The sequence below is a fragment of the Acinetobacter sp. LipI_23 genome, assembly GCF_058243045.1.
This window is the reverse complement of the sequence record NZ_JBZAYJ010000001.1, coordinates 1,563,974-1,585,969: the sequence shown is the minus strand read 5'-3', so window position 1 is coordinate 1,585,969 and position 21,996 is coordinate 1,563,974. Positions and strand designations below refer to the sequence as shown.

The following is a 21,996-nucleotide window of genomic DNA, read 5'->3' as shown; positions in this document are numbered from 1 at the left end:
GGGTCCTGTGTATTTAAGTCTGTCCTGACTTTTACTCTTTAATATTTAGCTCTCTTTTTCATCGCTGTTTTCTAACGCAATGCATTTCTTTTAATACTTTAAAATGAAACTTTTTATCGCATTAAAAATCGCGTTAAAAAACAACTTCTAAAAAGCAAATTGATTTTAACAGTTCATACAGTTTTTGAAATGAGCCTACTACTAATGCACTAGACTCATGGGTTCAATATTATTTAATTGGCTGTCGATTTAACTGCATCAAACACTTGTTTTGATTTGGTTTTTTCACCATCTACAGACACTTTCAAGTTGACCATAAACACTGCCAAAGCCGCAATTACACCAGGTATCGCAATCACGAGAAAATTCATTTGATGTGGCAACTCAAAAGTTAATAATGCACCTGTTAATACTGGTCCAACAATTGCGCCAATGCGTCCTATGCCTGAAGCCCAGCCCATACCTGTAGAGCGCACCGCAGTTGGATAGAACTGTGCAACAAAGGTATACAGTAGAATTTGTGAACCAATGGTTGCTGCGCCCGCAATTGCAATTAAACCGTACAGCACCATTTGTGGACTGTTGAAACCAAGTAGAATTAGTGCAATAGCACCCACGGTGAACATCGTCATTAAAACTGGTTTTAAGTGGAAACGGTCTGCGAGCGCACCACCGCCAATCGCTCCAACCATACCGCCAATATTTAAAGCAAATAAGAAAATCATACTTGCACCAAGCGAATAGCCCGCTTGAATCATCAGTTTTGGTAACCAGCTTCCAAGCGCATAGACCATGAGCAGGCACATAAAGAATGCCACCCAAAACATCATGGTGCTAAAGGTACGGCCTTGTTGGAACAATGCTTTTAATGGAGCATCATCACCAGCAACAGGTTCATTGAGCTTAAATGTCGTGTCAGGCTGAATCGCTTGCTCAGGTGCAATTTTTTGCACAATTTCACGGACTTTTTCAGTTTCGCCTTTTTTAGTCAGGAACATTAAAGACTCAGGTAAAAACTTCCAAAGAATCGGCAAAGCCAAAAATGGAATGATGGCGATATAGAACATGATTTTCCAACCATAGTCTGTTACTAACCATGCACCCAGTAAAGCTGAGGTCATGCCACCAATAGCATAACCACTGAACATAACCGCAACGAGTGTGCTACGAATACGCTTCGGAGCATATTCAGTCATGAGTGCGACCACGTTTGGCATCACCCCACCAATGCCAAGTCCTGCAAGAAAACGTAAAATACCAAACTCAATAGGATTGCTTGCAAATGCGCCTAGAAAGGTGAAGCCACTAAAAATAGCCACGCAAATCATAATGGTCTTTTTACGGCCCAATTTGTCAGACAACGTACCAAAGCTCATTGCACCGAACATCATGCCAAACAATGCTGTACTCGCAAGTAAGCCTGCTTGTACTGCACTGAGCCCCCACTCTTGCATCAGAAGTGGCAGTGCCACGCCATAGATGACTAAATCATAACCGTCAAAAATAATAATCAGTAGACACCAAATGAGTACACTCCAATGAAAGGGCGTAAATTTGGCTTCATCGACCACCGTGTTGATGTTAACTGGATTTGTATTCACTTTAAGCCTCCTGCTTGCGAATGTTTGTTGCTGTGCACATTGCAGCAAAAGTAGCTTTCTTGTCCAAAACCGAATAACTCTATATTTATACCTTTAAGGTCGGTTAAGGTTTTTATTGTTTTAAATAAATAGCTTATATCAGCCATAATTTCAGTAAGAGACAGAAAATAAGCAAAACCAAGCGAAAATGACTATAAAAAAGCCATCCCCAAGGATGGCTGTAATGGCTCTATTTAAAATGTAGACGTTAAAAGTATCGTGGAATTTAAATCCCCAAGCTTAGATAAATGCACGGTCATATTTGATCGCTTCAAGGTCATAGACCTGATAAATACAATCAAATAATGAACGAATGTCCTCGCTTTCATCCATGGAACGAATAGCCAGGAAAATGGGGCTAGTCGCTGCATCATCTAAGATTGGAATATAGTTCAAATGCGGCAGTTGAATGGTTCGTGCACTTTCTGGAACCACACAGATTCCTTCTCCAGCTGCAACTAACCCCAGTGCCAACTGTATTTCACGGACTTCTTTTAAATGTTTAGGTTCCAGCCCATATTCTGAAAACAGCCCTTGGACTTGGGTAGAAAAGTTTGGCTTGGGATGACTTGGATAAAGAAATAAGTTTTGATCAACCAAATCAGCCAAATACACGCCTTGTTTTTGCGCCGTCAAAGGATGACTAGAATGTGCCGCTAACATCAACGGTTCTTCACGTAGTAAAACCCGACGCACAGCAGGATCGGAAATGCGTAAACGTCCAAAACCAACATCAATCCGCCCTTCTTTTAAGGCCTGAATTTGGTCTTTGGTACTCATTTCAATCAATTCGATTTTTAAATGCGCTTGCTGTTGGCGAAATAAATACACAATTTTAGGCAATAACCCATATAACAACGATCCCACAAAGCCCATGGTCACCGTTTTTTCAACCAAGCCTACACGCTGTGTCATGGCTTTGACTTCTTCGGCATTAGACAAAAGTTTAACCGCGTGTTGATAGAAGAATTGTCCTGCTTCCGTGGTCTTGAGTGGACGGCTGCCACGTTCAAATAATTGCACCCCCAATTCAGCCTCTAGATTTTGTATCTGGCGGCTTAAAGGAGGCTGTGCAATGAATAATTTTTCAGCAGCTTTGGTAAAACTCTGCTCTTCTACAACAGCTACGTAGTAGCGGAGGTGTCTCAATTCCATGACTATTTATACCTTTAAGATATATTAAAATGCTAATTTGATCTTCGACAGTTCATATTTATTCTTTTAAGGTATATCAAATCAGGTACACAACGCAAGGCTGCGCAGAGTTAAGATGTATAAATCTATAGAAACCTTACTCGTCGAAATCCCCACTATTCGCCCACACAAAATGGCGGTAGCGACTATGCAAACGCAAACGCTTGTCTTGGTGAAAATCAGCACTGAAGATGGCTTTGTCGGTTGGGGTGAAGCGACAACAATTGGCGGACTGGGCTACGGTGAAGAAAGCCCAGAAAGTATTAAGACCAATATTGAAACTTATTTTGCACCTTTATTGAAGTCCCTTAAAGCTCAAAACATCGCACAAACCATGCGTGCTTTGAAAAAGAATATTAATGGTAACCGTTTTGCTAAATGTGCAATTCAAACTGCTCTACTCGACATCCAAGCGCAACGTTTAGATTTACCCCTTTCTGAAGTATTGGGTGGCCGCTTACGTGACAGCTTACCTGTACTTTGGGTGTTGGCATCTGGTGACACTGAAAAAGATATTGCTGAAGGCCGAAAAATGATTGAGGCAAAACGTCACAATATTTTTAAACTTAAAATCGGTTCACGCCGTGTAGAAGAAGATGTTGAACATGTTCTTGCGATTAAACAAGCGCTGGGTTCAGACATTTCCATCCGTGTCGATGTGAACCGTGCATGGTCTGAGCTAGATGCGATTAAAGGCATTCAACTCCTACAAAATGGTGGTGTTGACTTGATTGAGCAGCCCTGTGCAATCGACAACATTGATGCGATGCAGCGTTTAACACGACGTTTTGATCTTGCCATTATGGCGGATGAATCGCTCATGGGACCAAGCTCAGCCTACCGTTTAGCCAAAACCAATGCGGCCTCTGTTTTTGCAGTCAAAGTGGCTCAGTCTGGTGGGCTAATCGAAGGTCATGAAGTCGCGAAGATTGCCAACTTAGCCGGTATAGATTTGTATGGCGGAACCATGCTTGAAGGTGCAGTCGGCACGATTGCTTCGGCACATTTGTTCTCGACCTTTGAAAATTTAGCTTATGGCACCGAGCTATTCGGCCCACTGCTGTTAACCCAAGATATTTTAAAAACCCCACTTCAATACACTGACTTCGCTTTGCATTTACCCCAAGGCAAAGGACTCGGTATTGAATTGGATGAAAGCAAGATTGATCAGCTACGCCGCGCTTAAGCGACGTCTTAACCGTTTAGGAGTTATACATGCTTTTTCACGTACGTATGGATGTAAACATTCCACTGGATATGCCTGCTGAAACTGCCAGTGAAATTAAAGCAGTCGAAAAAGCATATTCGCAAGAGCTACAAGCTCAAGGCAAATGGCGACATATTTGGCGTATTACAGGTCAGTACTCAAACATCAGCATTTTTGATGTAGACAGCAATGAAGAGCTACACAACATTTTGCAAGGTTTACCCCTGTACCCGTATATGAATATTGAAGTGATGCCTTTAAACCGACATCCATCGTCTATTCGCGAAGATGATCGTTAATTGAAAAAAGATTTTATGCAATTTAATCACTGGAACCTAATGAATGATCTAGTGAAAGAAATTAACAAGGAACGTGGCAGCTAAGCTTTTCAACCTATTCATAAAGCTAGCCACCACACAGCAAACATACTTAAGGAGCAATAGTATGAATCGTCAACAGATTGATGCATTAGTCAAAACAATGAATGTGGATACAGCAACAGGTTCTGTAGACGCCCGTACTCAACAAATTGTGGTTCGTTTATTGGGTGACTTATTCCAAGCTATTGAAGACTTAGATTTGAGCCAAACTGAAGTTTGGAAAGGTCTTGAATACTTTACGGATGCAGGCCAAGCCAATGAACTTGGTTTACTTGCGGCTGGTCTTGGTCTTGAACACTACCTCGACTTACGTGCAGATGAAGCCGATGCCAAAGCAGGCATTACAGGCGGAACACCACGTACCATCGAAGGTCCTTTATACGTGGCTGGCGCACCTGAATCGGTTGGTTTTGCGCGTATGGATGATGGTTCTGAAGAAGGCAAAATTCCGACTTTAATTATTGAAGGGACAGTGACTGACACTGATGGTCAGATTATTGAAGGTGCAAAAGTTGAAGTTTGGCATGCCAATAGCTTAGGCAACTATTCTTTCTTCGATAAGTCACAATCAGACTTCAATCTACGTCGTTCAATCATGAGTGACCAAGATGGTAAATACGTTGCTCTCACCACGATGCCTGTTGGTTATGGTTGCCCACCAGAAGGGACAACTCAATTTGTATTGAACAAGTTAGGCCGTCACGGTAACCGCCCTTCGCACGTACATTACTTCGTATCTGCGCCAGGCTACCGTAAGTTAACCACCCAATTCAACATTGAGGGTGACCAATACCTGTGGGATGACTTTGCATTTGCAACACGTGAAGGCTTAGTGGCTACCGCTGTCGATATTACCGATGAAGCTGAAATTGCACGCCGTGGTTTAACTGGTCCATTCAAACACATTCAATTCAATGTTGAACTGGTGAAAGACCAAGCGGCTGCACCATCAACTGAAGTTGAACGTCGTCGCGCTAGCGCTTAATTACCCTTGGAACCGAAATAGCCACTGCAAAGTCGCATTTCGGGGACTTCCTCACTTTTGGAAAGTCGGAGAACGGACATGCCACGTATCCCAGTTATTAATACTAGCCATCTCGATCGTATCGACGAATTACTTGTCGACAACTTTGAAACAGGCGAATTCAAACTTCATCGTTCAGTGTTTACTGATCAAGCCCTTTTTGACCTAGAAATGAAGTATATCTTCGAGGGTAACTGGGTTTACTTGGCACATGAAAGCCAAATTCCAAATAACAATGACTATTACACGACGTATATTGGCCGTCAGCCGATTCTGATTGCACGTAACCGTAATGGTGAACTCAATGCCATGATCAATGCCTGTTCACACCGTGGTGCACAGCTTTGTCGTAATAAACGTGGCAATAAAGCAACTTATACATGCCCTTTCCATGGTTGGACATTTAATAACTCTGGCAAACTTTTAAAAGTAAAAGACCCAGCAGACGCAGGTTATTCAGACTGTTTTAACCATGAAGGTTCACATGATCTGAAAAAAGTTGCACGTTTTGGCAACTATAAAGGTTTCTTGTTCGGCAGCTTAAATCCAGATGTTCCCTCTTTAGAAGAGTACTTAGGCGAAACCAGCAAAATCATTGACATGATTGTGGATCAGTCTGAGCAAGGTCTTGAAGTTTTACGTGGTGCATCTACCTACACCTATGAAGGCAACTGGAAACTCACTGCAGAAAATGGTGCAGATGGTTATCACGTTTCTGCGGTGCACTGGAACTATGCAGCGACCACTCAACAACGTAAAGAAAAACAAGCGGGTGACAACATCCGTGCCATGAGCGCAGGCGCTTGGGGTAAACAAGGCGGTGGCTCATATGGTTTTGACAATGGTCACATGCTGCTTTGGACACAATGGGCTAACCCAGAAGACCGTCCAAACTTCCCGAAATCCGACGAATATTCTGAAAAATTTGGCGAAGCAATGTCGAAGTGGATGATTGAGCGTTCACGTAACTTATGTCTTTATCCAAATGTGTATTTGATGGATCAGTTCGGTTCACAAATTCGCGTACTTCGCCCAATTTCAGTCAATAAAACTGAAGTCACCATTTACTGTATCGCACCTGTAGGTGAAAACGCGGAAGCTCGTACGCGCCGTATTCGCCAGTACGAAGACTTCTTCAATGCCTCAGGTATGGCTACACCAGATGATTTAGAAGAATTCCGTGCATGCCAAGCGGGCTACGCAGGCATTGAACTGGAATGGAATGATATGTGCCGCGGTTCAAAACATTGGATTCATGGCCCAGATGATGCTGCCAATGAAATTGGTCTAAAACCAAAGCTTTCAGGTGTCAAAACTGAAGATGAAGGCCTCTACCTTGCCCAGCACCAACACTGGTTAGACATGATGAAAATTGCAATTGCCAATGAAAAAGCACTGGCTGTTGAAACTGCAAATGAACAAGGAGAAGTGGCATGAATGCTCCTACAACACTCAATACCGTTAGCATCGAACAAATCAGTCAGTTTCTGTATCAAGAAGCACGCTTTTTAGATGATGAGCAATGGGACGATTGGCTTGCATGTTATGCCCCTTCAGCATCGTTTTGGATGCCTGCATGGGATGACGACGATACCCTGACTACAGATCCGCAGTCTGAAATTTCCCTGATTTACTACCCAGACCGTCAAGGTTTAGAAGACCGTGTGTTCCGCATTAAAACTGAACGCTCTTCTGCGACCATGCCAGACACACGTACTTGTCACAATGTGAACAATATCGAGGTGATTGGGCGTGATGGCGATAAAGTTACCGTCCGCTTTAACTGGAATACGCTGAGCTTCCGCTACAAAACCAGTTATAGCTACTTTGGGATGTCACGTTATGAAATTGATTTTTCAGGTGAAAAACCACAAATTTTAAGTAAATACGTGGTACTGAAAAACGATTACATCAACCAAGTGATTGATGTTTATCACCTCTAAATTTTAGCCACACATCCTTAGTATGCTTTCAGCCAAATGGAGTTTTGGCTGAGAGTTCCAAGTTTCAACGTTTTTAAAGGATATTCAGCCATGTCAAACCACAATGTTGCACTTCAATTTGAAGATGGCGTAACGCGTTTTATTACCGTGACTCAAGGTGAGTCTTTATCAGATGCCGCTTACCGCCAAAAAATTAACATTCCGCTAGACTGCCGTGATGGTGCCTGTGGGACTTGCCGCGCTTTTTGCGAATCTGGTAGTTATGACATGCCTGAAGAGACGTATATTGAAGATGCGTTAACGCCCGAAGAAGCGGAACAAGGCTATATTTTGGCTTGCCAATGCCGTCCAAGCTCGGATGCCGTATTCCAAATTCAAGCTTCATCTGAAGTCTGCAAAACCGAAATTCATCAGTATCAAGGCACTTTAGTCGCTGTTGAAAACTTATCAGAATCGACCATTACTTTTGATATTCAGCTTGATGAAGGTCAACCTGACATTCACTTCCTTGCTGGTCAATATGTCAACGTCGGCATCCCAGAGACAGCAGAAACTCGTTCCTATTCATTTAGCTCGAAACCAGGCAACCGTTTAACTGGCTTTGTTGTACGTAATGTGCTGAATGGCAAAATGAGTAGCTTTTTAAGTGGTGCTGCCAAAGCCGGTGACAAAATGACTTTTACTGGTCCATTTGGTAGCTTTTACCTGCGTAATGTGGTTCGTCCTGTCGTCATGCTTGCAGGCGGTACAGGGATTGCCCCTTTTATGTCTATGCTGCAGATTTTAGAAGAAAAAGGGGCTGAACACCCTGTTCGTTTGGTGTTTGGTGTTACCAATGACTTCGACTTAGTTGCTTTAGAACAACTCAATGCCCTCCAAGCTAAACTGCCATGGTTTGAATACCGTACTGTGGTTGCAAGTCCAGACTCTGCACATGAGCGTAAAGGCTATGTGACTGGCCATATTGACAATGAATGGCTCAATGGCGGTGATGTTGATGTCTACCTTTGTGGTCCTGTCCCTATGGTTGATGCCGTTCGTGGTTGGTTAGATAGCGAAGGTGTAAAACCTGCAAACTTCCTGTTTGAAAAATTCTCTGCAAACTGATTGGGGCCACTTATCATGTCTGATCGTCAAAGATTTTTAAACAAAGTAGTGATTGTGACTGGTGCCGCTCAAGGCATTGGTCGCGGTGTTGCACTCCAAGTGGCTGATGAAGGTGCGCAAGTTGTCTTAGCCGACTTATCTGACTATGTCGATGAAACATTAGCAGAAATTGAAGCACATCAAGGCGATGCAATAACAGTCAAAGCCAACCTTGAAACCTTCGCAGGTGCTCAAAGTGTTGTAGACAAAGCACTTGAAGTCTATGGCCGTGTCGATGTGCTCATCAACAACGTCGGCGGTGCAATTTGGATGAAACCTTTTGAAGAGTTTTCTGAAGAAGAAATCATCAAAGAAGTGAATCGCTCATTATTTCCAACGCTGTGGTGTTGTCGTGCTGTTTTACCTGAAATGATTAAAAATCAGAAAGGTACGATTGTAAATATGTCTTCTATAGCGACTCGTGGCATTAACCGTGTGCCCTATTCGGCCTCCAAAGGTGGGGTTAATGCCCTTACTGCATCACTTGCTTTTGAGCATGCCAAAGATGGGGTCCGAGTGAATGCAGTTGCGACAGGTGGAACCGAAGCACCGCCGCGTAAAGTGCCACGTAATGCAAATCCACTGTCTGAAAATGAAAAACTGTGGATGCAACAAGTGGTCGATCAAACCATTGATCGTAGTTTTATGAACCGTTATGGCACGATTCAGGAACAAGTGAATGCGATTGTATTCCTTGCTTCAGATGATTCGTCATATATGACAGGTACAGTTGTTCCTGTCGGCGGTGGCGATCAAGGCTAATTGATCGTTACATTACTTTTATATACAGGATCATGTCTGCATGGAGGCAAATGAATGGCTACCCTGTTTAAAACTTTGAAAGAAGATTGGTCTATTTCAGCCACTGTCGCAGGATTTTTGGCGGTGCTGATTTCCTATTCAGGACCACTCATTATCTTCTTTCAGGCTGCGCAACAAGCTCAGGTTTCCCCGACCATGATGATTTCATGGATTTGGGGTATTTCTATTGGAGCAGCTGTGGCAGGGATCTTTCTATCCATTAAGTTTAAAGTCCCTGTAATTACCGCATGGTCTGCGCCGGGTACGGCTTTGTTGGTCACGCTGTTTCCGAATATTAGCCTGAATGAAGCTGTAGCCGCTTATATCACCTCAGCTGTGGTGATTCTTCTGATTGGGATCAGTGGTTACTTCGATAAATTGTTGAAATGGATTCCGCAGTCGGTGGCTGCTGGGATGATGGCAGGTATTCTATTTCAGTTTGGTTTAGGTCTGTTTAGCGCAACTAACAGTATGCCGATTATTGTGTTTAGCATGCTGTTTGTCTTTTTAGTCGCAAAACGAATTTCACCACGTTATAGCATGCTTTGGGTACTGCTTTCAGGTGTGGCCTTGAGCTTTGGGCTTGGTGAAATGAATGCGGTGAGCTTAGATGTCCAACTTGCTATTCCTCAGTTCATCAGCCCTGAATGGACTTGGCACTCAACCTTAAACCTTGCCCTGCCTTTGATTTTAGTCAGTCTGACGGGACAGTTTTTACCGGGCATGGCCATCATGAAACTGAGTGGTTATGACATGCCTGCCAAGCCGATTATCACCACCACCAGTATTGCGTCTTTAGCTGTTGCATGTGTAGGTGGCATTACCATCGTTTTGGCGTCAATTACGGCTGCACTGTGTATGGGCAAAGATGCGCATGAGTTAAAAGAAAAGCGTTATATCGCAGGCGTTGCTAACGGCATTTTCTATATTTTAGGTGGTTTGTTTGCAGGCAGTATCGTTCTGCTCTTCAGCTTGCTACCAAAAGAACTTGTTGCCGCATTGGCTGGCTTGGCCTTATTGGGTGCAATTTCAACCAATATTGCTGTAGCCATGAAAGATGAATCTCAACGAGATTCTGCCCTCATTACTTTTTTAGCTACAGCTTCAGGTATGCACTTTTTGGGTCTAAGTTCCGTTTTTTGGGGCATCGTTATTGGTTTAACTGCGCATCTGATTTTAACCAAACGTAGTCCTGACGTTTCAGCTTTAGCTTCAACTCCAAGCTCCAATCCAAGTTCTAAAAGTTAATAGGTACGCTGTGCCTAGGACAATATTATGATTGATAAAAGTTCAGCTTCTTTAACAGAAGCACTTTCACAAATAAAGGATGGCTCAACCATCATGATTGGTGGTTTTGGTACAGCAGGACAACCTGCTGAACTGATCGATGGGTTAATTCAACTCGGTATTAAAGACCTTACCATCCTCAGTAACAATGCTGGTAATGGTGACTATGGTTTAGCCAAGCTCCTCAAAGCAGGTGCCGTGAAAAAAGTCATCTGTTCGTTCCCGCGTCAGTCCGACTCTTGGGTCTTCGATGAACTCTATCGTGCAGGCAAAATTGAATTGGAACTGGTTCCTCAAGGCAACTTGGCTTGTCGTATCCAAGCCGCAGGTATGGGACTCGGTGCAGTGTTCACCCCAACTGGCTACGGCACCTTATTGGCCGAAGGCAAAGAAACCCGTCACATCGACGGGAAAGATTATGTACTGGAATATCCAATCAAAGCTGACTTTGCTCTGATTAAAGCACAGAAAGGCGACCGTTGGGGTAACTTGGTCTACCGCAAATCAGCACGTAACTTCGGCCCGATTATGGCCATGGCCGCAGGCGTGACTATTGCACAAGTGTCTGAAGTGGTGGAACTGGGGGCTTTAGACCCTGAACACATCATCACCGCAGGTATTTTTGTTCAACATGTGGTGCAGGTTCAGCCTGAACCAGTTGCTGTGTAATCGGGAGACTTTCATGAGCTATCAAAAACTCAGCCGTAACCAAATTGCAGAACGTGTCGCACAAGATATTCCAGATGGTGCGTATGTCAATCTCGGGATTGGCTTACCGACCAAGATTGCCAGTTACTTACCAAGTGACAAAGACGTATTCTTACATTCTGAAAATGGCTTATTGGCTTTTGGTCCACCACCTGAAAAAGGTCAAGAAGACCCTGAGTTGATTAATGCGGGTAAAGAATATGTGACCATGCTCGAAGGCGGTGCTTTTTTCCACCATGGCGATTCTTTTGCCATGATGCGTGGTGGTCACTTAGATATTGCAGTATTAGGTGCCTTTCAAGTGGCAGCCAATGGTGACTTGGCCAACTGGCATACCGGTGCACCCGATGCGATTCCTGCCGTCGGTGGTGCGATGGACTTAGCCGTCGGTGCCAAGAAAGTCTTTATCACCACCGACCATGTCACCAAACAGGGTGAACCGAAGATCGTGGCTGAACTGAGCTATCCAGCGACAGGTTTGAAATGTGTCGATCGTATCTACACTGACCTGTGTGTGATTGATGTCACCGCAGACGGTTTAAAAGTGATTGAGAAAGTCGACGGTCTAAGCTTTGCAGAATTGCAGGCGATGACGGGTGCTCCATTGGTGGATGCGACACAGTAAATTTCAGAAAAATTTGCTAGAGCTTATAGTCATCAACAACCTGTCGAGCGCTTTAAAAATATTGTTTTTGCAACAGCAGTGGAAAATTGCTGTGAGTGAACAGGTTTTGTTGATGACAAAGTTTTTGGTCCCTTTTTTAAAAAAGGGACGAGAACGAGTTACTGCTATTTGACTGAACACGATAAGACTCCGTCGTGACTAGATACAGTTGATCTATCAGCAGAGTCCCGTTTTAAAGGACAAGATTAAACATGAAAGACGCATATATTATCGATGCCATTCGTACCCCATTCGGCCGTTATGCAGGTGGACTCGCTCCGATCCGTGCCGATGACTTGGGTGCAGTGCCAATTCAAGCCTTAATGCAACGTAATCCAAGTGTAGATTGGACCCAAGTCGATGACGTGATTTATGGTTGTGCCAACCAAGCCGGTGAAGATAACCGTAATGTGGGTCGTATGTCTGCACTCCTTGCAGGTTTACCTGTTGAAGTTCCTGCCACGACTGTGAATCGTTTATGTGGCTCATCACTCGATGCGATTGCCATGGCAGCCCGTGCGATTAAAGCAGGTGAAGCGGATTTAATCATTGCAGGTGGCGTCGAAAGTATGTCTCGTGCACCTTTTGTGATGGGTAAGTCAGAAACCGCCTATGGCCGTAGCCAGAAGATTGAAGACACCACCATGGGCTGGCGTTTTATCAATCCGAAGCTCAAAGCGATGTATGGTGTAGAGACCATGCCGCAAACCGCGGAGAACGTGGCACAACAATTTAATATTGATCGTGCAGATCAAGACCAGTTTGCCTTGACGAGTCAAGAGCGCACCGCAACCGCGCAAGCTCAAGGCTTTTTTACACATGAGATCATTCCTGTGAGTATTGCACAGCGTAAGGGTGATCCGATTGTGGTCGACACGGATGAACATCCACGTGCATCGACCACCTTGGAAGGTTTAACCAAACTCAAGCCAGTCGTGACAGCAGAAGGCACCGTCACTGCGGGGAATGCGTCAGGCATCAATGACGGTGCGGCTGCTGTACTGATTGCTTCGGAACAAGCGATTCAGCAGTACCAACTTAAACCGCGTGCTAAAATCATTGCTTCAACAGCAGTGGGTGTAGAACCGCGCATCATGGGCTTTGCACCAGCACCTGCCATCAAAAAGTTACTCAAACAAGCCAATCTCAGCATCGAGCAGATGGATGTGATTGAGTTGAATGAAGCTTTTGCGGCACAAGCACTGGCCGTTACTCGTGATTTAGGTCTGGCAGATGACACAACACAAGTGAATCCAAACGGTGGTGCGATTGCGATCGGTCATCCATTGGGTGCATCGGGTGCACGTTTAGTCACCACAGCTTTAAACCAACTCGAACAAAGCGGTGGAACTTATGCCTTGTGTTCAATGTGCATTGGTGTCGGTCAAGGTATTGCAATGATTATTCAGCGGGTTTAACCCTTCTTCTGATCTGACGAGGTGTTTCTGCTCATAACACGTTTTGCTGATAACAACAGTAGAGACACTCAAAAATTTTTAATGAATTAAGGAAAAGTATATGCCAAGTTTTACTTCAAATAATGCCGAAATTCACTATCAGACCTTTGGTGACCCCAAAAATCCTGCGATCGTTTTTTCAAACTCGCTAGGCACGAACTTCAACATGTGGAAACCACAAATTACTTTTTTCCAGAAAAATTATTTTGTGATTTGCTATGACACTCGCGGGCATGGCCAGTCTTCTGCGCCTCAAGGGCCTTATGATATTGAACAACTTGGTCTAGACCTGATACATTTATTGGACCATTTAAATATTGAGAAAGCCATTTTTTGCGGTATCTCAATGGGCGGGCTTACAGGTCAGTGGTTAGTCATTCATAAACCTGAACGTTTTCACCGTGCCATTGTATGTAATACCTCAGCCAAAATTGGCAGTGAACTGGCATGGAATGATCGTGCATCGTTAGTACGTACCCATGGTTTAGAACCAATTGCATCAACGGCTGCGAGCCGTTGGTTTACCGAACCCTTTATCCAAAGCAACGCAGCAACTGTAGCAGCGCTTTCAAACGACTTAGGTGCTGGCAGCCCAGAAGGTTATGCGAGTTGTTGTGAAGCTTTGGCTAAAGCGGATTTACGTGAAAAACTCGAAAGCATTCACGTACCTTTACTTGTTATTGCAGGGCGTAAAGACCCCGTAACAACAGTCTCAGATGCACAGTACATGGTGAATCACATCCGAAGTAGTGCCCTATTTGAAATCGATGCCTCTCATATTTCAAATATCGAACAGCCCAAAGCCTTCAATCAGGCCATCTTAGACTTTATTGCTTAATGCTCTAGATCTGATCCAATAACAGCCCAACATGGGCTGTTTTTTTCTTACCTATTTAAAGAAAGAGATAGGAATGCGTAAAACTCAGCATTAGAAATATGTTGGCTTAGGCTCATTCTATTGTTCATCTTAAAATCATCAAAACTCAAAAATTGTATACAAAACAAACTGAAATTATTATGATTTCAAAATCATATCTTCGAAATTTCACTTATTGCCAATCCTAAACTCACTAGATCCCATCATGTAAAGCCGAATCTACCCAGTTAAAATGAGCAAAATAGCCAATCGTTTTGTTTTATAAAATCTTCTCGCTCAGCAAATGCCCATACGCAATAGGAGGATATTTTTCCAATACAATCTGCTACTCAGCAATTTTTCTACAGTCTTTTGCTTATTTAACGGAAAATTTATCAGCAAGGAGGATGCTGAAAAGCCCCTTAGAAACCTGAGTTTTCCTCTTACTGTTTCAAGTTTTTCAGTTTTTTGCTAAAAGTTAATGACGTCAGCTAAATAGATGTTAACAACAGACAAAAGCGTCCATCTACACTTTAATGTAACAAGTTAATGTTTTAATTGATGAAAGTGATACTTTCCAGTTCAATGTTGATCCAATAAAGCTTAGCAACTGAATTGATCATGGTCGTCAAGCCAGCCAAAATAGCTAGAATAAATTGATCAGATCATCTACCGATACAAACCATATCAGACTTCAGTTTTATTTTGATATACAGTTTAGCCATATAAGAATTGATCTAGATCTGATGCAGAGTGAGCTACCGACTAAGAAGTCTGAGCTGCCCTCTTTTCAAGACTTGAGTTGTACCTGTGGCACAAAACGAAAACAAATCTGCTGCTTTTGGTCAATTTGGCTTACAATGTAAAAAAGAGTAATAATCCGAAAATTTGTAATCTTTTAACATTGCCAATTCCTTGCAAAATTTACATTATATTGCCGAAGTTTGGCACTAAGCATCTACGTCAATTCAAACAAACTATAAAAAAAATGTAGAACTTTATGCCATAATACGCAAACTTTGCAGCCATCTTGCAAAGATTTATTGCAATTTATAAATGGAGCAAGCTAAATGAGTTCGACCATTTTGGTTATTCATGGACCGAATCTAAATTTGCTAGGAAAGCGCGAACCAGAAGTATATGGTTCTCTAACGCTGAACGACATCAATCAGCAACTCATTGCACAAGCTGAAAATGCTTCAATTTCTCTCGACACTTTTCAAAGTAATTGGGAAGGTGCCATTGTCGACCGTATTCATCAAGCTCAAGCGGATGGCGTCCAATTTATTATTATTAATCCAGCTGCACTCACGCATACCTCTGTTGCTCTACGTGATGCCCTGCTTGGTGTAGCCATCCCATTTATTGAAGTTCATTTATCGAATGTTCATGCGCGCGAAGCGTTTAGACATCATTCATATTTATCAGATAAAGCCGTTGGCGTTATTTGTGGCTTAGGTACTCAAGGTTATAGCGCTGCACTCAATTACGCTCTCACTAAAATTCAACCCTCTACGCAATCATAATTAGGAATACTGTCACATGGATATTCGTAAAATCAAGAAACTCATCGACCTGATGATTGAATCTGACTTACAAGCGATTGAAGTTAAAGAAGGCGATCAATCGATTGCGTTGACTCGTCGCAGTCCAGTTGTTGCAGCTGGTGCTGCTGTTGCTATGGCAGCTCCTGTTGCTCAAGCACCAGCGGCTAAAACACCACGTGGTGCTGTAGAAACATCTCCAATGGTTGGTGTGTTTTACGCGGCACCAAGCCCAGGTGAAGCGCCATTTGTTAAAGTCGGTCAAACCATCACTGCTGGTGAAACACTTGGTATTATCGAAGCAATGAAAATCATGAACCCGATTGAAGCAACGCAAAGCGGCGTGGTTGAAGAAATTTTAGTGAAAAACGGCGAAGTGATCCAATTCGGTCAACCATTATTCCGCTACCGCGCGTAATAGACGGGGACTTATAATGTTGCAAAAAGTTTTAATTGCAAACCGTGGTGAAATTGCCCTGCGCATCACCCGTGCCTGCAAAACTTTAGGGATTAAGACTGTAGGGATCTATTCAGATGCCGACAAAGACTTAATGCACCTACGTTTTGTAGATGAAGCAGTATGTATTGGACCGGGTGCAAGCAGCGAAAGCTACTTGAATATTCCTGCCATTATTACAGCAGCTGAAATTTCAGGTGCAGATGCCATTCACCCAGGTTATGGCTTCTTATCAGAAAATGCTGAATTTGCTGAAATTGTAGAAAACTCAGGTTTCATTTTTATTGGACCACGCCCTGAACACATCCGTTTGATGGGTAACAAAGTTTCTGCAATTACTGCAATGCGTAAAGCAGGTGTTCCAACCGTACCGGGTTCTGCAAATGCGGTTACACCGCAAAATGCGCTGGCTGAAGCTAAAGAAATTGGTTTCCCATTGATCGTGAAAGCTGCTTCTGGTGGTGGTGGTCGTGGTATGCGTATTGTAGAACGTGTCGATACCCTGCTCGAATCCGTTCAAGCCGCACAGCGTGATGCTGAAATGTGGTTTGGCGATGACACGGTGTATATGGAACGTTTCCTACAAACACCTCGTCACGTTGAAGTCCAAGTTCTTGCCGACGGTAATGGCCACGCAATTCACCTCTATGACCGCGACTGCTCTTTACAGCGTCGCCATCAGAAAGTGTTAGAAGAAGCGCCAGCGCCAAATTTACCTGAACAAGCACGTGCTGACATTTTAGAAGCTTGCGTAAATGCTTGTAAATTAATGCAGTACCGTGGTGCAGGTACATTCGAGTTCTTGTTTGAAGATGGTGAATTCTTCTTTATTGAGATGAATACACGTGTTCAAGTTGAGCACCCTGTAACTGAAATGGTGACAGGTATCGACATTATTGAACAACAGCTCCGCATTGCTGGTGGCTTAGGTCTTGAAATTGAACAAGATCAAGTTGAAGTCAAAGGACATGCGATTGAATGCCGTATCAATGCTGAAGATCCAACGACCTTCTTGCCTTCACCAGGTAAAATTGAGAATTTTTATGTGCCAGGTGGTGCAGGTATTCGTCTTGATTCGCATATCTATCAAGGCTATAGCATTCCGCCATACTATGACTCGATGATTGCAAAGCTGATCGCACACGGTAAGGATCGTAAAACATCACTTGCTCGAATGCGCCAAGCGCTTGATGAAATGATTCTGACCGGTATTAAAACCAATATTCCATTGCATAAAGATTTGATTCTTCAAGATGAAAAATTCTGTGAACAAGCGATGGATATTCACTACCTTGAAAAGCATTTATTAAAGCAAATTGAAGGAAATCAAGATAAATAATTGTCTTGATCCTTAAATAAAAAACCGCGATTTATCGCGGTTTTTTATTTATAAAAGAATTAATTAAGGCAGTACACGACGTAGCGTTGCAAAGCATTGTTGTGCTTTATCATTGGCACAAAAATTAATGGTCGATGGACTTTGCCATTTCACGAAATACTGAGACATTTCACCAGTCTGATCTTCTTGAGACCCAGAACAATCCACTTGGTTATTATCAAATTTGACTTGTAAAATCAAAGCAGGTAATTGCACATTTTTGTCGGTTGATGGCTGGTAATCATAAATTCCCGTAGACCATTCTTCCCCACTTTTAATCACAACATCACTATTACTTTTAAAATTATAGTATTCAACGCATTTACGATTATTTGGAATTTCCATTCCCCATAAGCCCACAATTTCAGGGCGTGTCGTTACACGAATATTATTTTGATTTGATGCTTGAGTATCCTCAGGCTGACTTGGCGTATTTGCCATAAGCACTGATGAAGTTAACATGAATAACATGCCGAGTAATGTTTTTTTCATACAAGCCATAATGTTTTTAAGCGTCTCACTAAATTAGCATATTTTGATTCAAAACATCATTTTATAACCATTTCATAACAATCTATTTTTTGTTATGGGTTGCAATCTCGATTTAACAAAACGATTTATTGTCAGCACTAGATAAATTCTCCTTTCAGAATCGAAAAAAGACCGCTTAAGCAGTCTTTTTTGTATTTCTTGATATTTGAATTTAGGCTACAGGTGCCAGTGTAAACAGCACCTGACCTGTTTTTACCGTTTGCCCTTTTTCAATGGTAATGGCTTCAACCTTCATCCGCTCAGGTGCAATAATGGGAATTTCAATTTTCATGGCTTCAATCACGGCCAAAGTTGCCCCTTCTTCCACAATGTCTCCAGAGGTACATTCAATTTTCCAAATAGAACCCGGCATATGCGACTCTACTGCACAACCACCTTCAGGAATTTGAATTTCACTATCATCTAACACCGTATCTATACTTTCAGAAACATGTTCAGCCAAACCTGCCTCATGCCAACGACGGCGTTCATCTTCAAAGTTCGCTTGCTGTACCGCTTTAAAACTTGAAATGGATGCCGCATTTTCAATGAGGAAGTCATTATATTCTTTTAGGTTTAAAATCCCATCTTCTACACGAAGCTTTAAGCGTCCCGCTTTAAAGTCTTCCCGCATTTGCATCAGTTCTGTTTCAGACACTTCGTAAAATTTAATTTGATCAAAGAAGCGCAGTAGCCATGGCTTATCCTGTTCAAAGTCGGGGTTTTTGCGGTAACGACTCCACATTTGGGTTGTACGTCCAACAAACTGATAACCGCCCGGGCCTTCCATGCCATAGACACACATATACGCGCCACCAATACCGACTGCATTTTCAGGCGTCCATGTACGTGCAGGATTATATTTGGTAGTTACTAAACGATGACGTGGGTCCAGCGGCGTTGCCACAGGTGCACCCAAATACACATCTCCCAAACCCATCACCAAATAATTGGTGCTGAATACGATATCCTTCACTGCTTGCTTTGAGTCTAAACCATTGATACGACGAATAAACTCTACATTGTCAGGACACCACGGCGCATCTGGACGGACTGTTTGCATATAACGTTCAGTCGCCAACTGAGTTTGTGAGTCCTCCCAAGCCAAAGGCAAATAGACTGTGCGCGACGGGACTTCCATTGCGGTCACATCAGGCAATTCACTTTCTGCTTGTTGTAAAAGGCACAATAAATGTTTTTGATCTAGCACTAATGAATCAAAATGAATTTGCAGTGAACGAATACCCGGTGTTAAATCAATAATTCCTTCGATACTTTGGTCTTTAACCCATTGCATTAAAGCATGAATACGGAAGCGTAAATTGAGATCTAAAACCAACTCTCCATATTCAACCAACAGATAACTATTACCTGCGGGACGATAGATTACATCGGGTGCAGCGCTCTCACCTTTTTGGGTCGCTAAAACGGCATCTGATAAGGTCTCCATTTCAGCATGAAAGCTTGGAGAAAATTCTACATTTTCAGTCGTATCTGCGGTTAACGCTGCGCTATATTTTTGATTCAATACTTGAGCTTGATCATAAGAAATTGGGATAAATTTAACTTTATCGCCCGCTTTAAGCTGACCAATTTTCCATAGTTCTGAGCTAACCACCACCGCTGGGCAAACGAAACCGCCCAAGCTTGGACCATCGGGTCCTAAAATAATTGGCATATCTCCAGTGAAGTCAATCGCGCCAATGGCATAAGCATTATCATGAATATTCGAAGGATGTAGTCCTGCTTCACCACCATCGGTACGCGCCCATTCAGGTTTTTCACCGACTAAACGAATGCCTGTACGACTTGAGTTAAAGTGAATTTCAAATTCTTGCTCAAAGAAGCACTCAATATCTCGTTTGGTGAAAAAGTCAGGCGCACCATGCGGTCCATACATCACTGCAATGTTCCAGGTCTGGCTAAAGCTCGGCACCTGTGCTGCACTGAGTGCAACAGTTTCTGCCGATGAGTACGCCGTAATGGGCAACATATCTCCAATCAGTAAATTGCGTCCTGCATGACCACCAAACTGACCTAAAGTAAAAGTTGCTTGTGAGCCTAAGTAGGTAGGGACATTGAACCCGCCTTTAATGCCAATATAACTACGACAACCTGTGGTGATTTTACCTGTTTTAAGAATTTGCCCTTTTTTAACATTAAGGGTCTGCCACATAGCAACGTCGACACCATCCAATGTCGCAAGCATGTCGCCACCCGTAATCACGATTTGGCTATCACAGTGAAACTTTAAAGTTGGGCCTTGTAATGTACATTCGAGCCCTGCGGTATTAAATGGATTTCCCAATAGTTGATTAGCAACATTTAACGATAGTGGATCAATCGCACCTGATGGTGGCACTCCAACATCCCAGTACCCCAAACGACCATTGACGTCTTGTATTGACGTTTGAATACCAGACTGTAATACCTCAATTTTTTGAGTTTTCCACTCAAAAGTATTTAAGAAACGTGTAGTCTGTGTCCCTGCTTTAAACACTTCACAGTCAATAATATTTTGTAAATACTCAAGATTGGTTTCAATTCCTGCCACTGAGGTTTTTGCCAAAGTATCGCTCATGGCCTGAATTGCACTTTCACGGTTTTCGTGAGTCACAATGATTTTGGCAATCATTGGATCATAAAAGGAAGACACGTTTGAACCAGTTTCTACCCATGTTTCATTACGCGCTTGCGGATCAAACTCGACATAAGTCAATAACCCAGCACTGGGTTGAAAATTCTTAATTGGATCTTCAGCATATAAACGGACTTGGATCGAATGGCCTTTAGGTGCAAGTGTATCTGTTGGCGCAGTCCAGTCACCGCTACCTAAAGTAACCATCCATTCCACAAGGTCTACACCAAACACTTGTTCAGTCACGCCATGTTCAACTTGTAGACGTGTATTCACCTCTAAGAAATAGAATTGCTGGGTGTCAGTATCCATCACAAATTCAACCGTACCTGCCGAACGGTAATTCACTGACTGCATCAACTCAACGGCAACAGCTTGAATATAAGCACGTTGTTCATCATTTAAATGTGGTGCAGGAGTTTCCTCGATTACCTTTTGGTTACGGCGCTGTACTGAACAGTCCCGCTCTCCCAAAGCCAGAACCAAACCTTGGCCATCACCAAAAATTTGGACTTCAATATGACGCGCATTTTCCACAAACTTTTCTAAATACAAACCTGCATCTTTAAAGTTCGCTTGTGCCAAATAAGATACCGTTGCATAAGCATCTTTAAGCTCTGCTTCATTCCACACCAAACGCATACCAATACCGCCACCACCTGCGGTACTTTTCAGCATCAAGGGATAACCGATACGATTCGCCTCTACCAGTGCTTCCGCTTCATCTGCTAAAAGTTGGCTCCCCGGTAACAATGGCACGTTCGCCTGAATGGCTAGTTCACGCGCAGTATGCTTTAAGCCAAAACTCCGCATTTGCGCTGAATTCGGCCCTAGAAACACAATGCCCTGTGACTCACACAAATCACAAAACTCCGCATTTTCAGACAAGAAGCCATAACCAGGGTGAATGGCCTCAGCACCTGCTTCTTTCGCGACCTGTAAAATTTTTTCAATATTTAGATAACTTTGGCTGGCTGGACTATCACCAATAAATACCGCTTCATCAGCTAACGTTACATGTAAGGAATCACGGTCTGCTTCTGAATACACCGCAACAGACTGAATGCCTAAATTCTTTAATGTACGAATTACTCGGCAGGCAATTGCCCCACGGTTGGCGATGAGAACTTTTTTAAACATG

The 21,996-nt window shown here is 43.0% G+C and carries 19 protein-coding genes; 15 read left to right on the top strand and 4 right to left on the bottom strand.

Annotation, left to right across the window (positions count from 1 at the left end; genetic code table 11):
* Window positions 1-233 precede the first annotated feature (233 nt).
* Window positions 234-1,601 carry an MFS transporter gene (locus AC4CVD_RS07800; protein WP_490752757.1) on the bottom strand — a complete coding sequence of 456 codons (1,368 nt, stop codon included), beginning with the start codon at window positions 1,599-1,601 and terminating at the stop codon, window positions 234-236.
* 279 nt (window positions 1,602-1,880) lie between these two features.
* Window positions 1,881-2,795 carry a LysR substrate-binding domain-containing protein gene (locus AC4CVD_RS07795; RefSeq protein ID WP_490752755.1) on the bottom strand — a complete coding sequence of 305 codons (915 nt, stop codon included), beginning with the start codon at window positions 2,793-2,795 and terminating at the stop codon, window positions 1,881-1,883.
* A gap of 115 nt (window positions 2,796-2,910) precedes the next feature.
* Here AC4CVD_RS07795 and AC4CVD_RS07790 point away from each other — a divergent pair, with 115 nt between their 5' ends.
* The 15 genes from AC4CVD_RS07790 (at window position 2,911) to accC (ending at window position 17,647) form a co-directional block, all read left to right on the top strand.
* Complete coding sequence (locus tag AC4CVD_RS07790; protein WP_490752753.1) at window positions 2,911-4,020, top strand: muconate/chloromuconate family cycloisomerase; 1,110 nt, start codon at window positions 2,911-2,913, stop codon at window positions 4,018-4,020.
* A gap of 29 nt (window positions 4,021-4,049) precedes the next feature.
* Entirely contained in the window at window positions 4,050-4,340 is a 291-nt protein-coding gene (gene catC / locus AC4CVD_RS07785; protein WP_005399484.1) for a muconolactone Delta-isomerase, read from the top strand.
* Window positions 4,341-4,485: 145 nt separating this feature from the next.
* Entirely contained in the window at window positions 4,486-5,406 is a 921-nt protein-coding gene (catA, locus tag AC4CVD_RS07780) for a catechol 1,2-dioxygenase (RefSeq protein WP_004979728.1), read from the top strand.
* Between the two features lie 78 nt (window positions 5,407-5,484).
* Window positions 5,485-6,882, top strand: a complete 1,398-nt coding sequence (benA, locus tag AC4CVD_RS07775) for a benzoate 1,2-dioxygenase large subunit (RefSeq protein ID WP_333656626.1) — start codon at window positions 5,485-5,487, stop codon at window positions 6,880-6,882.
* A complete protein-coding gene (gene benB, locus AC4CVD_RS07770) occupies window positions 6,879-7,388 on the top strand; it encodes a benzoate 1,2-dioxygenase small subunit (RefSeq protein ID WP_087012991.1) in 510 nt (169 codons plus the stop codon). The genes benA and benB overlap by 4 nt, the downstream gene beginning before the upstream one ends.
* Before the next feature lie 90 nt (window positions 7,389-7,478).
* Window positions 7,479-8,495: a benzoate 1,2-dioxygenase electron transfer component BenC gene (benC, locus tag AC4CVD_RS07765; RefSeq protein WP_490752750.1), complete on the top strand. Its 1,017-nt coding sequence runs from the start codon at window positions 7,479-7,481 to the stop codon at window positions 8,493-8,495.
* Between the two features lie 15 nt (window positions 8,496-8,510).
* On the top strand, window positions 8,511-9,296 hold the full coding sequence (gene benD / locus AC4CVD_RS07760; RefSeq protein ID WP_490752749.1) for a benzoate diol dehydrogenase BenD: 786 nt from the start codon (window positions 8,511-8,513) through the stop codon (window positions 9,294-9,296).
* A 54-nt stretch (window positions 9,297-9,350) separates the two neighbouring features.
* Window positions 9,351-10,583: a benzoate/H(+) symporter BenE gene (benE, locus tag AC4CVD_RS07755; RefSeq protein WP_490752747.1), complete on the top strand. Its 1,233-nt coding sequence runs from the start codon at window positions 9,351-9,353 to the stop codon at window positions 10,581-10,583.
* Between the two features lie 27 nt (window positions 10,584-10,610).
* Window positions 10,611-11,291: a 3-oxoacid CoA-transferase subunit A gene (locus tag AC4CVD_RS07750; RefSeq protein ID WP_490752745.1), complete on the top strand. Its 681-nt coding sequence runs from the start codon at window positions 10,611-10,613 to the stop codon at window positions 11,289-11,291.
* A gap of 13 nt (window positions 11,292-11,304) precedes the next feature.
* Entirely contained in the window at window positions 11,305-11,955 is a 651-nt protein-coding gene (locus tag AC4CVD_RS07745; protein ID WP_078425589.1) for a 3-oxoacid CoA-transferase subunit B, read from the top strand.
* Window positions 11,956-12,206: 251 nt separating this feature from the next.
* The gene (gene pcaF, locus AC4CVD_RS07740; RefSeq protein WP_490752743.1) at window positions 12,207-13,412 is read left to right on the top strand and encodes a 3-oxoadipyl-CoA thiolase; all 1,206 of its coding nucleotides are present in this window, start codon (window positions 12,207-12,209) and stop codon (window positions 13,410-13,412) included.
* Between the two features lie 100 nt (window positions 13,413-13,512).
* Complete coding sequence (gene pcaD, locus AC4CVD_RS07735) at window positions 13,513-14,289, top strand: 3-oxoadipate enol-lactonase (RefSeq protein WP_490752741.1); 777 nt, start codon at window positions 13,513-13,515, stop codon at window positions 14,287-14,289.
* Window positions 14,290-15,377: 1,088 nt separating this feature from the next.
* Window positions 15,378-15,833 (top strand): type II 3-dehydroquinate dehydratase, encoded by a 456-nt coding sequence (gene aroQ / locus AC4CVD_RS07730; protein WP_114836661.1) that lies wholly within the window; start codon window positions 15,378-15,380, stop codon window positions 15,831-15,833.
* A 16-nt stretch (window positions 15,834-15,849) separates the two neighbouring features.
* On the top strand, window positions 15,850-16,269 hold the full coding sequence (accB, locus tag AC4CVD_RS07725; RefSeq protein WP_062034808.1) for an acetyl-CoA carboxylase biotin carboxyl carrier protein: 420 nt from the start codon (window positions 15,850-15,852) through the stop codon (window positions 16,267-16,269).
* A gap of 16 nt (window positions 16,270-16,285) precedes the next feature.
* Window positions 16,286-17,647 (top strand): acetyl-CoA carboxylase biotin carboxylase subunit, encoded by a 1,362-nt coding sequence (gene accC, locus AC4CVD_RS07720; protein ID WP_005399493.1) that lies wholly within the window; start codon window positions 16,286-16,288, stop codon window positions 17,645-17,647.
* Window positions 17,648-17,710: 63 nt separating this feature from the next.
* Here the strand turns inward: accC and AC4CVD_RS07715 are convergent, their stop codons facing one another.
* Together AC4CVD_RS07715 and uca are read right to left on the bottom strand one after the other, a co-directional pair.
* Window positions 17,711-18,148 carry a hypothetical protein gene (locus tag AC4CVD_RS07715; RefSeq protein WP_224216854.1) on the bottom strand — a complete coding sequence of 146 codons (438 nt, stop codon included), beginning with the start codon at window positions 18,146-18,148 and terminating at the stop codon, window positions 17,711-17,713.
* A 241-nt stretch (window positions 18,149-18,389) separates the two neighbouring features.
* The gene (gene uca, locus AC4CVD_RS07710) at window positions 18,390-21,995 is read right to left on the bottom strand and encodes an urea carboxylase (RefSeq protein ID WP_490752738.1); all 3,606 of its coding nucleotides are present in this window, start codon (window positions 21,993-21,995) and stop codon (window positions 18,390-18,392) included.
* Window position 21,996: the final 1 nt, after the last annotated feature.

What these genes read in the sequence shown, in the direction of transcription:
- AC4CVD_RS07795 (WP_490752755.1), bottom strand. Translation starts at nt 2,795, where the DNA reads ATGGAATTGAGACACCTCCGCTACTACGTAGCTGTTGTAGAAGAGCAG.
- benA (WP_333656626.1), top strand. Translation starts at nt 5,485, where the DNA reads ATGCCACGTATCCCAGTTATTAATACTAGCCATCTCGATCGTATCGAC.
- aroQ (WP_114836661.1), top strand. Translation starts at nt 15,378, where the DNA reads ATGAGTTCGACCATTTTGGTTATTCATGGACCGAATCTAAATTTGCTA.
- AC4CVD_RS07745 (WP_078425589.1), top strand. Translation starts at nt 11,305, where the DNA reads ATGAGCTATCAAAAACTCAGCCGTAACCAAATTGCAGAACGTGTCGCA.
- pcaF (WP_490752743.1), top strand. Translation starts at nt 12,207, where the DNA reads ATGAAAGACGCATATATTATCGATGCCATTCGTACCCCATTCGGCCGT.
- catC (WP_005399484.1), top strand. Translation starts at nt 4,050, where the DNA reads ATGCTTTTTCACGTACGTATGGATGTAAACATTCCACTGGATATGCCT.
- AC4CVD_RS07715 (WP_224216854.1), bottom strand. Translation starts at nt 18,148, where the DNA reads ATGTTAACTTCATCAGTGCTTATGGCAAATACGCCAAGTCAGCCTGAG.
- benE (WP_490752747.1), top strand. Translation starts at nt 9,351, where the DNA reads ATGGCTACCCTGTTTAAAACTTTGAAAGAAGATTGGTCTATTTCAGCC.
- accC (WP_005399493.1), top strand. Translation starts at nt 16,286, where the DNA reads ATGTTGCAAAAAGTTTTAATTGCAAACCGTGGTGAAATTGCCCTGCGC.
- AC4CVD_RS07750 (WP_490752745.1), top strand. Translation starts at nt 10,611, where the DNA reads ATGATTGATAAAAGTTCAGCTTCTTTAACAGAAGCACTTTCACAAATA.
- benD (WP_490752749.1), top strand. Translation starts at nt 8,511, where the DNA reads ATGTCTGATCGTCAAAGATTTTTAAACAAAGTAGTGATTGTGACTGGT.
- benB (WP_087012991.1), top strand. Translation starts at nt 6,879, where the DNA reads ATGAATGCTCCTACAACACTCAATACCGTTAGCATCGAACAAATCAGT.
- AC4CVD_RS07790 (WP_490752753.1), top strand. Translation starts at nt 2,911, where the DNA reads ATGTATAAATCTATAGAAACCTTACTCGTCGAAATCCCCACTATTCGC.
- accB (WP_062034808.1), top strand. Translation starts at nt 15,850, where the DNA reads ATGGATATTCGTAAAATCAAGAAACTCATCGACCTGATGATTGAATCT.
- pcaD (WP_490752741.1), top strand. Translation starts at nt 13,513, where the DNA reads ATGCCAAGTTTTACTTCAAATAATGCCGAAATTCACTATCAGACCTTT.
- benC (WP_490752750.1), top strand. Translation starts at nt 7,479, where the DNA reads ATGTCAAACCACAATGTTGCACTTCAATTTGAAGATGGCGTAACGCGT.
- uca (WP_490752738.1), bottom strand. Translation starts at nt 21,995, where the DNA reads ATGTTTAAAAAAGTTCTCATCGCCAACCGTGGGGCAATTGCCTGCCGA.
- catA (WP_004979728.1), top strand. Translation starts at nt 4,486, where the DNA reads ATGAATCGTCAACAGATTGATGCATTAGTCAAAACAATGAATGTGGAT.